Origin of the sequence: Kitasatospora sp. NPDC085879 (genome assembly GCF_040686255.1) — a bacterium.
Classification (GTDB): domain Bacteria; phylum Actinomycetota; class Actinomycetes; order Streptomycetales; family Streptomycetaceae; genus Kitasatospora.
This window is the reverse complement of the sequence record NZ_JBFBJZ010000034.1, coordinates 35,485-49,830: the sequence shown is the minus strand read 5'-3', so window position 1 is coordinate 49,830 and position 14,346 is coordinate 35,485. Positions and strand designations below refer to the sequence as shown.

At 73.4% G+C, this 14,346-nt stretch carries 11 protein-coding genes; 3 read left to right on the top strand and 8 right to left on the bottom strand.

Annotated elements, in window-relative coordinates; all coding sequences use genetic code 11:
• From AB0P35_RS24745 to AB0P35_RS24735, 3 genes are all read right to left on the bottom strand, one after another.
• Positions 1 to 933, bottom strand: a complete 933-nt coding sequence (locus AB0P35_RS24745) for an alpha/beta hydrolase (RefSeq protein WP_363514307.1) — start codon at positions 931 to 933, stop codon at positions 1 to 3.
• A 147-nt stretch (positions 934 to 1,080) separates the two neighbouring features.
• Complete coding sequence (locus tag AB0P35_RS24740; RefSeq protein ID WP_363514304.1) at positions 1,081 to 3,522, bottom strand: endonuclease/exonuclease/phosphatase family protein; 2,442 nt, start codon at positions 3,520 to 3,522, stop codon at positions 1,081 to 1,083.
• 613 nt (positions 3,523 to 4,135) lie between these two features.
• Positions 4,136 to 5,242, bottom strand: a complete 1,107-nt coding sequence (locus AB0P35_RS24735) for a HoxN/HupN/NixA family nickel/cobalt transporter (RefSeq protein ID WP_363514301.1) — start codon at positions 5,240 to 5,242, stop codon at positions 4,136 to 4,138.
• Positions 5,243 to 5,564: 322 nt separating this feature from the next.
• On the opposite strand from AB0P35_RS24735, the gene AB0P35_RS24730 reads away from it, so the two are divergent.
• Together AB0P35_RS24730 and AB0P35_RS24725 are read left to right on the top strand one after the other, a co-directional pair.
• The gene (locus tag AB0P35_RS24730) at positions 5,565 to 6,503 is read left to right on the top strand and encodes a hydrolase (RefSeq protein WP_363514298.1); all 939 of its coding nucleotides are present in this window, start codon (positions 5,565 to 5,567) and stop codon (positions 6,501 to 6,503) included.
• A gap of 162 nt (positions 6,504 to 6,665) precedes the next feature.
• Positions 6,666 to 8,615, top strand: coding sequence for a CocE/NonD family hydrolase (locus AB0P35_RS24725; RefSeq protein WP_363514295.1), 1,950 nt, complete (start codon positions 6,666 to 6,668; stop codon positions 8,613 to 8,615).
• 198 nt (positions 8,616 to 8,813) lie between these two features.
• Here AB0P35_RS24725 and AB0P35_RS24720 read toward each other — a convergent pair whose 3' ends face one another.
• From AB0P35_RS24720 to AB0P35_RS24705, 4 genes are all read right to left on the bottom strand, one after another.
• The gene (locus AB0P35_RS24720; protein ID WP_363514292.1) at positions 8,814 to 10,016 is read right to left on the bottom strand and encodes an FAD-dependent oxidoreductase; all 1,203 of its coding nucleotides are present in this window, start codon (positions 10,014 to 10,016) and stop codon (positions 8,814 to 8,816) included.
• A 113-nt stretch (positions 10,017 to 10,129) separates the two neighbouring features.
• A complete protein-coding gene (sigJ, locus tag AB0P35_RS24715) occupies positions 10,130 to 11,074 on the bottom strand; it encodes an RNA polymerase sigma factor SigJ (protein WP_363514289.1) in 945 nt (314 codons plus the stop codon).
• 104 nt (positions 11,075 to 11,178) lie between these two features.
• On the bottom strand, positions 11,179 to 11,694 hold the full coding sequence (locus AB0P35_RS24710; protein WP_363514286.1) for a DUF1772 domain-containing protein: 516 nt from the start codon (positions 11,692 to 11,694) through the stop codon (positions 11,179 to 11,181).
• A 5-nt stretch (positions 11,695 to 11,699) separates the two neighbouring features.
• Positions 11,700 to 12,308: a maleylpyruvate isomerase family mycothiol-dependent enzyme gene (locus AB0P35_RS24705; protein ID WP_363514434.1), complete on the bottom strand. Its 609-nt coding sequence runs from the start codon at positions 12,306 to 12,308 to the stop codon at positions 11,700 to 11,702.
• Here AB0P35_RS24705 and AB0P35_RS24700 point away from each other — a divergent pair.
• On the top strand, positions 12,196 to 12,912 hold the full coding sequence (locus tag AB0P35_RS24700; RefSeq protein WP_363514283.1) for a LysR substrate-binding domain-containing protein: 717 nt from the start codon (positions 12,196 to 12,198) through the stop codon (positions 12,910 to 12,912). The two genes, AB0P35_RS24705 and AB0P35_RS24700, sit on opposite strands and share 113 nt — an antisense overlap.
• A 73-nt stretch (positions 12,913 to 12,985) precedes the next feature.
• Here the strand turns inward: AB0P35_RS24700 and AB0P35_RS24695 are convergent, their stop codons facing one another.
• The gene (locus AB0P35_RS24695; protein WP_363514280.1) at positions 12,986 to 14,326 is read right to left on the bottom strand and encodes a GH1 family beta-glucosidase; all 1,341 of its coding nucleotides are present in this window, start codon (positions 14,324 to 14,326) and stop codon (positions 12,986 to 12,988) included.
• Between the last annotated feature and the right edge of the window lie 20 nt (positions 14,327 to 14,346).

Sequence of the window (14,346 nt, the reverse complement as noted above, 5' to 3'; positions counted from 1 at the left end):
TCACGCGGACGCCAGGAAGTCCCACTCGCGCCGCTGTTCCCGCTCGGTGACGGTCAGCGGGAACAGCGTGAAGCCGTGCATCGCTCCGGCGACGACGCCGAGGTGCACGCGCGCACCCGCCGTGTGCCACCGTGCGGCCAGGAACAGCGAGTCGTCCAGCAGCGGGTCCTCGGTGCCGACGACGATCCGGGCGGGCGGGAGCCCGGCCAGGTCCGCGAACAGGGGCGAGACCTCCGGGCTGCGGCGCCGCTCCTCCCCCATCCGGGGCGTGAACAGGTCGTAGCCGCCCCGAAGCGTGTCGGTGTTGCTCAGCAGCTGTCGGGGGCCGAAGGTCCGCTGGCTCGGCGTCATCGACAGGTCGTAGGGGCCGAAGAGCAGGTTGGCCGCCCGGAACGCGCCGGTGAGGCCGTGCCGGTCGCGCAGGCGCAGCAGTGTCACCACGGCGAGGTGGGCGCCGGCCGATTCACCGCCGATCAGCAGCCGTTCGGTGCCGAACTCGGCCGCGGCGTGGTCCACCAGCCATCGGGCGGCGGCTTCGCAGTCGTCGGGCCCCGCGGGGAAGGGATGTTCCGGTGCGAGGCGGTAGTCGACGCTCACCACGGCCAGCCGTGCCTGCTCGGCGATCCGCCAGAGCCGCTCGTCCTGTCCGTCCGCGGAGCCGAACGCCCAGCCGCCTCCGTGGATGTGCAGGTACACGCCGTCGACGCGGTCCGGGACGAAGACCCGCACCGGCACCCCGCCTTCGACGATCCGGTCCCGGCCGTGCGGCAGTCGCACCGGTGGCGCGTCTCCGCCGAGCCGGTTGCGCCGCAGGAGGGCCAGCGTGGCTGCGTTCGGCGCCTGCCCGCGCGCAGGACGGTTCGCGGCGGCGGCCTCGAACTGCTCGTTGAACGCCAGGGTTTCGGGGAGGCAGTCCTCGTCGGTGAAGTTCATGCCGTCGACGGTCGCAGGTGCCCGCGACAGCGTCCTGTCACCCTTTCCCTGTGAACCACGTCACGTCCTCCCCGGGGCGGCCGGGAACGCCGGCGGGGCGCGGCCCAGGGGTAAGTCCCGGGTCGCGCCCCGCCGTTCAGCCGCGGGTCACGGCTTGATGCGCACGATCTGCGGGTCGTGGTCGCTCGCCTGGGCGGCGAACTCGCTGTTGATGTGCACCACGTCGTAGTCGACGTGCTGGCGCTTCAGGGCGGGGCTGACCAGGGTGTGGTCGAGCACCTGCGAGTTGCCCTGGTAGACGTACGAGTAACGCTCGGACGCGGGCAGCTCGTTGACCAGGTCGCGCAGCACGCCACCCTCGGTGAGGGTCTGCAGCGCGGGCGAGAACTGGTAGTCGTTGAAGTCGCCGAGGGAGACCACGCGGGCGCCCGGGTCGGCGGCGAGCAGCTTGGCGACGAAGGCGTGCTCGGCGGCGGCCTGCTTGCCGCGCTGCACCTCGGAGCTGCGGGTCGGGGCCTGGAAGCGGCTGTCGATGCCCTGGTCGCCGCCCTTGCTGTTGAAGTGGTTGGCGATCACGAAGATCGGCTTGCCCTTGAAGGAGAACTGGCCGACCAGCGGCTTGCGGCTGGAGTTCCAGGCCTCGTTGCCCGGGTCGATGCGGCCCGGGGAGGCGGTCAGCGCGGTGGACTTGCCGGTGCCGGTGACGTCGACCGCGGTGACGGCGTCGCCGCCCGGGATGTCGGTGAAGGAGATCCGGGCGGGGTTGTAGAGGAAGACCTGGCGGATGTTGCCGCCGGGCTCGCCGCCGTCCTTGCCGTCGACCGGGTCGATGGAGCGCCACTGGTAGGCGGGGCCGCCGGCGGCCTTGATCGCCTCGACGAACTTGGCGACGGTGGCGCCGGCGGTGACGGTGCCGTCGTTGACGGCGCCGTTGTCGTCCTGGATCTCCTCGAGGGCGACGACATCGGGCGAGCGCAGGTTGGTGACGATGCCCTGGGCGAGCTGGGCGAACTTCTCGGCCGGGTCCGACGGGTCGAGGTTCTCCACGTTGTACGTGGCGATGGTGGCCTCGCTCGGCAGCGGACGGGCGGTGACCTCACGCTTGAGGCCGTTGTCCTGGAGCGTGCCGATCGTGGTGGCCGCGACGGTGTAGCCGCCGAACTGGTTGTAGTCGAGCGGGCCGGCGGTGGTGCCGGTGAGGCGGTCGCCGACGTTGGCGACCGGGAAGGCGCCCTCGGCGGCCGGGATCAGCGACTGCACCATCAGGCGGCCGGTGTTGGGCTTGTCGTAGCCGAGGTAGACGACGCCGCCGCGGCGGGTGGCCGGGTCCTCGCAGGAGGCATCCACCCACAGCTCGTTGTACTTGTCGGTGGCCTGGACGACGCGGGCGTCGGCGACCTCGACCCGCATGCCCTCCAGCGACTCGTACAGGTCGAGCGCGTAGGTCGCGGGCTGGAGCGGCAGGTTCTCGATGGTGGCGCCGGCGGCCTCGGGGGCGTAGGCGGCGGGGATGCTGCGGCCGTCGAGGCGGACGGCGGCGGGCAGCGGGTTGCCGGAGGAGAGCACCGTGGTCTTGGGCGCGCTCAGCTCGGTGACGGACTGGCTGCCGCCGGTGAACGACGGGTAGTACTCGGTGACCTTGGCGGTGACCAGCACCGAGTCGCCGACCTTGACGGTCGGGACGGCGCTGCCGGTGTAGACGAAGACGGCCTCGCTGGTGGCCGGGTCGGCGTCCGGGGTGGCGTCCTGGATCCAGAAGCCCTTGGAGCCGGTGGTGCGCACGCCGGTGACGATGCCGGGGATGCCGGCGATCGTGGCGTTCGCCTTGGGGGATATCCGGGTGGAGCCCTGGATGTCGTGGATGCGGACGGTGCCGGGCTCGGTCGGGCCGGTGGATCCGGTGTCACCGCCCTCGGCCGTCTCGCCCTTGCTGTTGACCGGGCTGGGCGCGCCGGCCTTGAGGTCGGCGGCGTTGTCGTCGGTGTCGGCGAGGCCGGCGGCGCGGGCGACCGAGGCGGTGTTGCTCGCTCCGGCGACGGAGGCGCTGCCCTCGTGGACGACGGCGGTGCCGAAGCCGACCAGGTCGCGCACCCGGCTGTCGGCGGCGCAGTCCGCGGCGGTCTTGCAGGTCAGCGGGGCGGTGCCCTGGACGAGCGCGATGGTGCCGGAGGTCGCGGAGAGCGCGAGGGTGCCGGTGGCGTCCGGGGTGGGCAGGGCGACGGTGCCGCCGGTGCCCGCGGCCTCGGCGATCAGGAAGCGGCCGCCGGGCGCGATCGCGCCGCTCAGCGGGGTGACGCCCCAGGTGGTGCTCGCGCCGGGGCTGCCGGAGATGTACTGGACGCTCCAGCCGTCGAGGCCGAAGGCGGCACCGCCCTTGTTGGCGAGCTCGACGAAGTCGTTCTTCAGGGTGGCACCGGAGTTGCCGCCGCCGCCGTAGACCTCGGCGACGACCGCGTCGGCCGAGGGCGCGGCCACGGCGCCGGGCAGCGGGACGAGGACCAGCGAGGCCGCCACGGAGGAGGACAGGACGGTCGCGCGCAGCAGTCTGCGGCGGGCACGGGGGGTTCGGGCGGCGGTGGTGTCGGTCACCGGGAGGGCTCCTTAATCTGCCGGCGGACGCGGGGATGCCCGCGTGCGGGCAGCACGGTCACCCGGACGACGTGGGGCGGCCGGATGGCTGAGGGTGTGTCAGAGTCGGTACATACTCGGGTAGATATGGTCACTACTCGCGTAGATCCAGTGGAGAAGATACGCGCGTAGAAGGTGACACGACAAGACATGGCGCGTTAACACTTGGCGCACGCGCGCGCCGGTCGGCCGAGAACGGCCCGCGACCGGGTCCGTTCCCGGGCAACCCCCGCACCATCAACGCGCCTGCGGTGTACACAGGTTCGGGCACGTCACGGTCGGCGGCCGGCAGGCTCGGGCGGCGGCCCGCGGTCCCCGACCGTCCGTCATCCCGAAGGGACGCACGTGGAGCGACTCCACCGGGCCCTGCTCGCCACCGCACTCGGCGCTGCGGGCCAACGGCGAGACGCTCCCGAAGATCGACGATGCCGCGCGCTGCAGTGCCCACCAGGCCGACCACGACCGGCCGATGGCCTGCTGCGCGGGCAGCCGGCGGCGCCTCCCGCGAAGCCGCGAGGGCCCGCCCCGGAACCGGTCCGGGGCGGGCCCTCGCACGTGCGGCGGGGACGGGCCGTCAGTCGGCCTCGGCCGGGGCCGGCTCGCGCAGGCCCGCCGACCACTTCTGCTCGACCCTGCCGAGCTTCCAGTAGGCGATGGCGCCGGCCCAGGTGACCACGAACAGGCCCACGATGGCGTAGCCGACCAGGTTGAGGTCGAGTTCCGCGATCCAGCCGACCGGGCCCGAGGTGATGTCGAGCTTCTCGGCGAGCAGGCCGACCAGCTCGATCACGCCGATGACCAGGGCGACCAGCACCGACAGGCCGGTGACGGTGAGGTTGTAGTAGACCTTGCGGATCGGCTTGGAGAACGCCCACTCGTAGGCGAAGTTCATGAACGAGCCGTCGATGGTGTCGAGCAGGCTCATGCCGGCCGCGAAGAGGATCGGCAGCACCAGCAGTGCGTACCAGGGCAGCGAGAAGGCGGCGGCGCCGCCGGCCAGGACGAGCAGCGAGACCTCGGTGGCGGTGTCGAAGCCGAGGCCGAACAGCAGGCCGACCGGGTACATGTGCCAGGGCTTGGTGACGGCGCGGGTGACCCGGCCGAGGATCCGGTTCAGGAAGCCCCGCCTGTCGAGCTGGCGCTCCAGCTCCTCCTCGTCGAAATCGCCGGCCTTCATGGCGCGGAAGACCTTGAGGATGCCGTTGAACGCACCCAGGTTGATCAGGCCGATCAGCACCAGGAAGGTGCCGGAGACGGAGACGCCGATCAGGCCGGTCGCGGTGTGCAGCGTGGACCCGTCGGACTCCACCTGCCCGGCCAGCGAGCGGATGCCGAAGGCGAGCAGCGCGCAGAGGCCGAAGACGATCGAGGAGTGGCCGAGGGAGAACCAGAAGCCGACCGAGAGCGGCCGCTTGCCCTGGCCCATCAGCTTGCGGGTGGTGTTGTCGATCGCGGCGATGTGGTCGGCGTCGAAGGCGTGCCGCATGCCGAGGGTGTAGGCGGTGAATCCCATGCCGGCGCCGAAGACCTGGCCGCCGACGTCGTAGTGCTTCGGTGCGATGACCGCGAGCAGGGTGAACCAGCCGACGACGTGGAGGGCCAGCACGAAGCCGCCCATTCCGGCGAGCCGGATCCACTCCTCCCGGGTGAGCCGGTCGCGGAGACGACTGGGTGTTGACATGGGAGTCCTCCCCACAGCGGACGGATGAGCCGGGCCATCCTGTCGCCCCTGGGACTCAATTGCAAGTCATATGCAACTGCTGATACGGGGCACGGCCACCTGCACGGATGCACCGGGGGCGCATTCCGCGCAGGACATGTCACGCGACGTACCCGATCCCTTAACCTCCCGCGTCTTCCTCCGTCCTCTTCTACGCGCGGATACTCGACCTCGTGCGCGGTTCTACGCGCGGATACCCCATGATCCGCGCGCAACGCCGCGCGCGGGCACTGCGGGTACAACTGCCCCCCAATCCCCTCAACTCCCCACGGAGGAACGGCAGATGATCGGCACTCGCACCATCCGCACGAAGGCGGCGCTGGCCGCCTCGGCCGTCCTGGCGGCCACCCTCACCGGCCTCGTCGCCCCCGCCGCCCCGGCCGCGGCCGCCACCCCCCACCGGGTGCTCTTCGACAACAGCAAGGCCGAGACCGCCGGCAACGCGGACTGGATCATCAGCACCAGCCAGCCCGACCCGCTCGGCCAGAACGCCAGCCCCAGCACCGAGAAGAGCTGGACGGGCGCCCTCTCGGCCTGGGGCGTCGCCCTGCAGAAGACCGGCTCCTACAGCCTCAAGACGCTGCCCGCCGGCTCCACCATCAGCTACGGCACCGGTGCCGCGCTCGACCTCGCCAACTTCGACACCTTCGTGATCCCGGAGCCCAACATCCGGTTCAGCACCGCCGAGAAGACCGCCATCATGCGCTTCGTGCAGAACGGCGGCGGCCTCTTCCTGGTCTCCGACCACAGCAACAGCGACCGCAACAACGACGGCTGGGACAGCCCGGAGATCATCAACGACCTGCTGACCAACAACGGCGTCGACAACACCTCGCCGTTCGGCTTCTCGGTCGACGTCAAGACCATCAGCACCGACAACCCGCGCGCCGTCGGCGACTCCGCCAACCCGGTGCTGCACGGCGCCTTCGGCAACGTCACCGGCTCGATCCTGCGCTCCGGCACCACCTTCACCCTCTCCCCCGCCGACAACTCCTCGGTCAAGGGCCTCGTGTACCGCACCGGCTACAGCGGCAACACCGGCGCCTTCTTCGTCACCAGCACCTTCGGCAGCGGCCGGGTCGCCGCCTGGGGCGACAGCTCCCCGATCGACGACGGCACCGGCCAGTCCGGCAACACCCTGTACAACGGCTGGAACGACCCCGCCGGCACCGACGCGGCGCTCGCCCTGAACGCCACCGCCTGGCTCGCCAAGGCCTCCTGAGGCACCGGCCCCACGGCACCCCTCCCTCGGCACCCGCACCGCGCCGCGGGGAGGGGCGCCCCGGGCGGCCGCGGCCCGGCCCGGTGGAAATGGCGCCCAACCGCACCCATCCTGGGGAGGTCGGGCCCGCCCCGGGCCGCCGTACGACCCCACGGAGGGCCCATGCAGCCGCCGGCCCCGTACCCCTACCGCACCACCCGCGAGGACGTCCGGATCGCCATGCCGGACGGCACCCGCCTCGCCGCCCGGCTCTGGCTGCCGGTCACCGACCACCCGGTGCCCGCACTGCTGGAGTACGAGCCCGGCGGCCTCGGCGACACCACCGCCGTCCGCGACGCCCAGCGGCACCCCTGGTACGCCGGCCACGGCTACGCCTCGCTGCGGGTCGACGCCCGCGGCCACGGCAGCTCCGAGGGCGTCCCCACCGACCCCGCCTCCGCGGCCGGCACCGCCGACGGACTCGCCCTGCTCGACTGGCTCACCGCCCGGCCCTGGTCCAGCGGCCGGGCCGGCGTCTTCGGCATCGGCCGCGGCGGCACCGCCGCACTCGCCCTCGCCGCCCGCGCCCCCGAAGCGCTCGCCGCCGTCGTCACGGTCTGCGCCGAGCAGCGCACCGCGCCCGACCGCAGCCCGGCCGGCACCCCGCTGGCCGCCGCCGTGCAGGCCGACTCCGCCGACCGGCTCGCCGCCGCCTGCCGCCCGCCCGACCCCCGGTACACCGGTGACGACTGGCGGCGGCTCTGGCTGGAGCGGCTCGCCGCGGCCGACCCCGCGGCGGCCGAGGACGGCGGGCCCATCGACCTCGGCGCGATCCGGGCCGCCGTCCTCGCCGTCGGCGGCTGGGCCGACCCGCAGGCCGGCACCGTGCTCCGCCTCGTCGAGGAACTCGGCGCCGACGCCCGCGGCATCCTCGGCCCCTGGCCGCACCAGTACCCCGACCAGGGCCTGCCGCCCGGCCCCGCGATCGGCTTCCTCCAGGAGACCCTCCGCTGGTGGGACCACTGGCTCAGGGGCGCCGACACCGGCGTCCTCAAGGAACCCGCGCTGCGCAGCTGGATGAACGAGTCGGTGCCGCCCGCCCCCGCGTACGCCAACCGGCCCGGCCGCTGGGTCGGCGACGACGGCTGGCCCTCCCCCGACGTCCGCGAGGTGCGCTACGGGCTGGACGGCGCGCTGCGCACCGCCGGGACGCCCTCGGGCGAACGCTTCGTCCCGGTCCGCTCCCCGCAGCACACCGGGATCGACGCCGGGGCGGTCCGCCCGTCCGGCGGCGCCGCCGACCTGCCGCCCGACCAGCGCGAGGAGGACGGCCGCTCGGTCTGCTTCGACTCCGCGCCGCTGCCCGAGCCCGAGGAACTGCTCGGCGGGGCGGCGCTGCGGCTGCGGGTGCGCTGCGACGGCCGGCACGGGCAGGTCGCGGCCCGGGTCTGCGACGTGGCGCCGGACGGCTCGTCCACCCTGGTCGCCCGCGGTGCGGCGGCGCTCGCCGGGAGCGACGGACCGGTGGAGGCCGAGCTCGCGCTGACACCCGTCGCGCACGCCTTCCCGGCCGGGCACCGGATCCGGCTGGCGCTCTCCTCCGCGTACTGGCCGTGGCTGTGGCCGGTGGCGGAGACCGGCGGCTTCGAGGTGGACCCGGGCGGCTCGGTGCTCACCCTGCCGGTGCGGCACCTGGCGGCGGACGCGGGCAGCGGGCCGGTCTCCTTCGACCCGCCCGAGCAGGCCCCGACCCCGGCCGAACTGCACCCCGAGCCGCTGGTGGCCCACCCGGAACGGCAGGTGGTGCACGACGTGGCCGCGGGCGAGTGGCGGCTGCAGCTCGCCCACCCGGCCGGGGCGACGGTGCACACCGACGGCCTCGCCGAGGAGGAGCACGTGGTGGAGGCGTACCGGATCCGGGCCGACGACCCGCTGAGCGCCCGGGCCAGGACCGACCGGACGGTGCGGCTGGAGCGGACGGACATCGGCTGGGACGTCACCCTGCAGCTCCGCTCCGAGGCGAGCTGCGACGCCGGGCACATCACCGTCCACGACCACCTGCGGGCCCTGGAGGGCGGCGACGTGATCTTCGAACGCAACTGGCGCCGCCGCCTGCCACGGGGCAACCACTAGTGGCGCTGGGGGCACCTCCCGGCCGAAGGCCGGGGGCGGAACTGCGCAATCCGAGGGTGGGCGTCACGACAGCACGGGCCAAGCCCTGATCTGTACGACGACCCGCATCCGAATTGCGCAGTTCCCCGCGCCCCTGGGCGGTAGCCCATGAGGGCGCTTCTGCGTGCGCCGGGTCAGAGCGCTTCTGCGTTGGCCGGGTCAGGCCGCTGCCTCCGCCCGTGCGCGGCCGGGGAGCTCCTCCCGGACGATGCGCCGGCGGCGGGAGGGCATGCCCGCTGTCGGGTTGGCGACGCCCCAGGCCGCGCCCTTGCAGATCAGTTCCTTGTAGAGGGCGGCCACGCGGCCGGTCAGGGTGCGGTCGACCGCCCGGTCGTCGGCGGTGACGAACTGGATCAGGCCCTCCTTGCGGCCGAGGGAGATGCACTGCTGGAAGTAGCGGACGGGGACGCGGGGGACCTTGGTGCCGGCGAGCCGGGCCGCGAGGGCGTCGGCGGCCTGCCAGGCCATCGGGACGCCCGAGGCGCAGGACATGCGGAGGGGCTTGCCGCCCGGGCCGATCGCCATCGCGGCGTCGCCCACGGCGTACACGTCCGGGTGGGAGACCGAGCGCATCGTGCCGTCGACCGCGATCCGGCCGTCGTCGGTGAGTTCGAGGGTGGTGGCCCGGGCGATCGGGTGGACGGCGAAGCCGGTGGCCCAGACGGTGACCCCGGCGGGGACGATCCTGCCGTCGGCGGTCGTCACGCGGTCCGCCTCAACCGCGGTGACCGCGGCGTGTTCGTGAACGGTGATGCCGAGCCCGTCCACCACCTTCCGCAGGTGGGCACGGCCCTTCTCGGAGAGCCAGTCGCCGAGGGCGCCGCGGGCGGCCAGGGCGACGTCGAGGTCCGGGCGGGCCTCGGCGATCTCGGTCGCGGCCTCCACACCGGTCAGGCCGCCGCCGATCACGACCACGGGCCGGCCGGCGTCCAGGGCGGCCAGGCGGTCGCGGAGGCGGAGGGCGCCGGGGCGGCCGGAGATGTCGTGGGCGTGTTCGGCGGCGCCGGGGACGCCCCCGTCGTTCCAGCCGCTGCCGAGGGCGTAGATCAGGGTGTCGTACGCCAGTTCCTCCGGCTCGGGGCCGTTCGCGGCGGTGACCGTCACCGTCTTGCGGTCCACGTCCACGGCGGTGACCTTCGCGAGCTTCAGTGCCACGCCCGTGCCCGCGAACATCTCGCCGAACGGCCGGGGCCTGAGGTCCTGGCCGGCCGCGAGCTGGTGCAGCCGGACGCGCTCGACGAAGTCGGGCTCGGGATTGACGAGGGTGATGGTGACGTCCTCGCGGTGCAGCCGCTTGGCGAGGCGGCCGGCGGCGACGGCTCCGGTGTAGCCGGCTCCGAGGACGACGATGCGGTGCTGCATGTGCCTGCTCCTGTCTGGAGGGTTCCGCCGCTGTCTCTGCGCGGTTTCGCCTCTTGAACCGGGCAGCCCGGCGTTTCCTGACAGGACCGGGATGTGAAGCACGTCACATCGGGTCAGAGGACGTGGAGCGGGCCACTCCCGTGGTCCGCGGCGGCCCACTGCCCGGTCGCCCGGACGAGCTTGTCGGGGTTGACCTGGCTGCGGACCGCGGCGATGCCGTCCGCGGTGACCTCCAGGCAGGTGATCCCGACGACCCGGCCGTCCACGACCGCCACGACGGCGGGACCGCCGTTGGCGATCGCGACGTGGATCTCGGCCGCGCCGCCGATGTGGGCCCGCTTGGCCTCGCTGGGCCTGAACAGGCCACGCAGGAACTTGGCGACCGCGAGCGCGCCCTCGAACGCCTTCGCGCGGGCCGGGACCTTGCCGCCGCCGTCGCCGACCGAGACGGCGTCCTGGGTGAGCAGGCGTACGAGGGGTTCGGTACGGCCGCTGGTCGCCGCGGCGAGGAACTCCTCGACGATCCTCCGGGCGGCGGCCTCGTCGATCTCGGTGCGCGCCCTGCCGTCCGCGACGTGCTTCTTGGCCCGGTGGTAGATCTGCTGGCTGGCGGCCTCGGTGACGTTCAGGATCTCGGCGATCTCGCGGTGCGGGTAGTCGAAGGCCTCACGCAGCACGTACACCGCCCGCTCGTTGGGCGACAGGCGCTCCAGCAGGACGAGGACGGCGTACGACACCGACTCGCGCTGCTCGGCGGTGTCGGCCGGGCCGAGCATCGGGTCCCCGGCGAGCAGCGGCTCGGGGAGCCACGCCCCCACGTACGTCTCACGCCGTGCGCGTGCCGAAGTGAGCATGTTGAGGCAGAGGTTGGTGAGAACCTTGGTCAGCCAGGCCTCGGGCACCCCGATCCGCTCGACGTCGGCCGCCTGCCAGCGCAGGAACGTCTCCTGCACGGCGTCCTCGGCCTCGCCCGACGAGCCGAGCAGCCGGTAGGCGATGGCCTCCAGCCGGGGCCTGGCGGCCTCGAACCGGTCCACGTCGCTCATGATCAGGGCCATGCCCGCGATCCTAGTCGCCCCCGGGCGGAACGGTAGGCGGGACGGCGCGTCCCGACGGCCGCCCGGGCCCGGTCCGGGCCGCGCTGCCGCTCTTTGACCGATGGTCAGAGAGCGGTGCCGACCGATGCCCGACGGGCAGGGACCGAGCCGTTGGGTGCCGCCCGGCCGGACCCCGGGAGGACGAGAAGGACAAGGAACCCGAAGGCGGTCACGGCGGTCAGCGTGCGCAGGTCGTTGAAGAGTTCCCAGCGGTGCAGGAGCTCCGCGTGGTCGGGCGGTGGCGCGGTGGCGGCCCACTGTTTGATGCGCCCGTTGATGGGGACGTTCCCGAACCGTGTGATCAGGAAGGACAAGACGACCAGGAGGCCCGCCGCGCCGGCGAGAGCGCGCTCGCGGCCGCGCTCGGCGGCGGCCAGGGCGAAGGATCCGATGGCCGAGACCGCCATCGCGCCCTGCATGGTGATGCCGTTCATCGCCATCAGCGCGGTGTGGAAGTCGAGTCTCATGTCGATCGGCACGGTGTTGAACGTGGGGACGAGGTTGGCGGCGCCGTAGCCGAAGGCGCCGGCCAGCAGGCCGGTGGAGAACAGCGGGAGGGCTCGGAGAAGTCGGATGCGCACGGCCGTCACCGGCCGGTGGAGTGGGTGAAACGGCTGCTCGGTCCGCCGCGGAGGCGGCCCTGCGGGAGTCTGCGGCCGTGAGCCAGCAGCAGGAGGTCCTGGGCGGCGCCGTACACGGGGGACCCGGAGCCGTAGGACCAGTCCATGTCCTCGGCGCACAGCCGCACTCCGCGGAGGTCGGCACCGAAGAACTTCAGGCCGCGGGGCGTGATGTCGTCGAGCAGGAGGCGCAGCCTGTCCTCGGGGACACTCCGCAAGGGTCCGAGCGCGACCGTCACGTCCAGCCCGTGCACCACGTCGTGGCCGAGGGCGGCCGAGAGCCCGCCGACCGGCGGCGTCCACGGGTGGTCGGCGTTGTCCCGCAGGAAGGCGCTGAGCTCGCCGGTGGGGTGCGCGGCCGCGTCCCTGCGGGCGACGCGGTCGGTCATGCGGTGCAGACTTCCCCGGGCCTTGACCAGTTCGCCCAGAGTCGCCGGCAGGGAGAGCCGGAACCCCGTCGACATGTGGGCGACGACCTCGCGGACCCGCCACCCGCCGCACAGGCTCGGCGTGTTCCACGCGCCGGCCGGCAAACCCTCGAACAGGTCGGCCAGTTCCCGGCGCTCCGCCGCGATCGCGGCCCTGATCCCCACCTCGGACTTCCACGACGCCCATCCCGCCCTGGAGATCACGCTCACCGAGGACACCTCCGAGCGGATGCAGGCGGCACTCCTGGCCGGCGACCTCGACATCGCCCTCCTCGGACCGACCGACGAGGTGCCCCCGCCCGGCCTGTCGCTCCTCACGGTCGTCGACGCTCCGCTGGGCGTCCTCGCTGCGCCCGGAGACCCGATCCACGCCGCGGCCGGGCCCACGGGCGTCCCGCTGACGGAGCTGCGCGACCGGGCGCTGATCTGCCTGCCCCGTGGCACCGGAGTCCGGGCGGCGCTCGAACGTGCCTGCGCACAGGCCGGGTTCCGCCCCCTCGTCACGTTCGAGGCAGCTGTACCCGATGTGCTGGCACGACTCGCCTCCCGTGGGCTCGGTGTCGCGGTGCTGCCGGCCGGCGAGGACGGTCCGGCCGTCGACGGACGGTTGCGGCCGCTGCCGATCATCCGTCCCGGTGTCCGCGCCCGGATCGCGCTGGCCTGGCGGGGCGCCGGCCCCGCGAGCCCCGCGGCCCGGGCCCTGCTCGACCGCCTGCGAGAGGCCCTGCCCGCACCTGCCCCGGACGTGTAGGGGCACCCGCCGCAGGCGGGTCGACCGGCGAGGGGTCCGGCGGCCGCCGCCGCCGGACTCCTCGGTCTGTGGGTCAGCGGGTGCGGTGGTTGCGGATGATCTCCGCGTACCGCTCGCCGCTGGCCTTCACGGTGCGCTGCTGGGTGTCGTAGTCGACGTGCACCAGGCCGAACCGCTTGTCGTAGCCGTACGCCCACTCGAAGTTGTCGAGCAGTGACCAGGCGAAGTAGCCGGCCAGCGGGGCGCCCTTGGCGACGGCGCGGGCGCAGGCGGCCAGGTGGCCCTCCAGGTAGGCGGTGCGCTCGGTGTCCTCGATCCGGCCGTCCGCCGTCACGGTGTCCCGGTACGCGGAGCCGTTCTCGGTGATGTAGATCCTCCGGACGCCGTACTCCTCGGTGAGGCGCATCAGCAGCTGGTGGATGCCGTCGGCGTCCACCTCCCAGCCCATCGCGGTGTGCTCGTCGTTGCGGCCGGGGGCCTGCCGGAACTGCGGGACCGAGCCGGTCGGGTCGTCCTGGACGAACTGGCGGAAGTAGTAGTTGAGGCCGATCCAGTCGAGCGGGGCCGAGATGAGCTCCATGTCGCCGTCGCGGACGGGGAGTTCGACGCCGTAGAGCTTGACCATGTCCTCCGGGTAGCCGCGGCCGAGGACGGGGTCGAGCCACCAGCGGTTGATGTGGCCGTCGGCGCGGACGGCGGCGAGGCGGTCGGCCTCGCTGTCGGAGGCCGGGATGATCGGGCTGAGGTTGTTGACGATGCCGACCTGGACGTCCGGATGGGCCGCGCGCAGCGCCTGCACGGCGTAGCCGTGGCCGAGGTGCAGGTGGTACGAGGTGCGGACGGCGGCGGTGAGGTCCGTCCAGCCCGGGGCCATCGCGCCCTCGAGGTGGCCGATCCAGGAGGAGCAGAGCGGCTCGTTGAGGGTGGCCCAGTGCTTGACACGGTCGCCGAGGCGGTCGGCGACGACGGCCGCGTACTCGCCGAAGCGCTCGGCGGTGGCGCGCTCGGGCCAGCCGCCGCGGTCCTGCTGGGCCTGCGGGAGGTCCCAGTGGTACAGGGTGCCGTGCGGGGTGATGCCGGCCTCCAGGAGGCCGTCGACCAGCCGGTCGTAGAAGGCGAGGCCCTCGGCGTTGACCCGGCCGTCGGCCTGCGGCACCACGCGCGGCCAGGCGACGGAGAAGCGGTAGGCGCCGAGGCCGAGCCGCTTCATGAGGCCGATGTCCTCGCTGTAGCGGTGGTAGTGGTCGCAGGCGGTGTCGCCGTGGTCGCCGTGGTCGATCTTCCCGGGGGTGTGGGAGAAGGTGTCCCAGATGGAGGGCGCGCGGCCGTCCTCGTCCACGGCACCCTCGATCTGGTACGCGGAGGTGGCCGCGCCCCAGACGAAGTCGTCCGGCAGGGCGTTGAGGTCGTTCACAACTGGCCTTTCAATCAGGG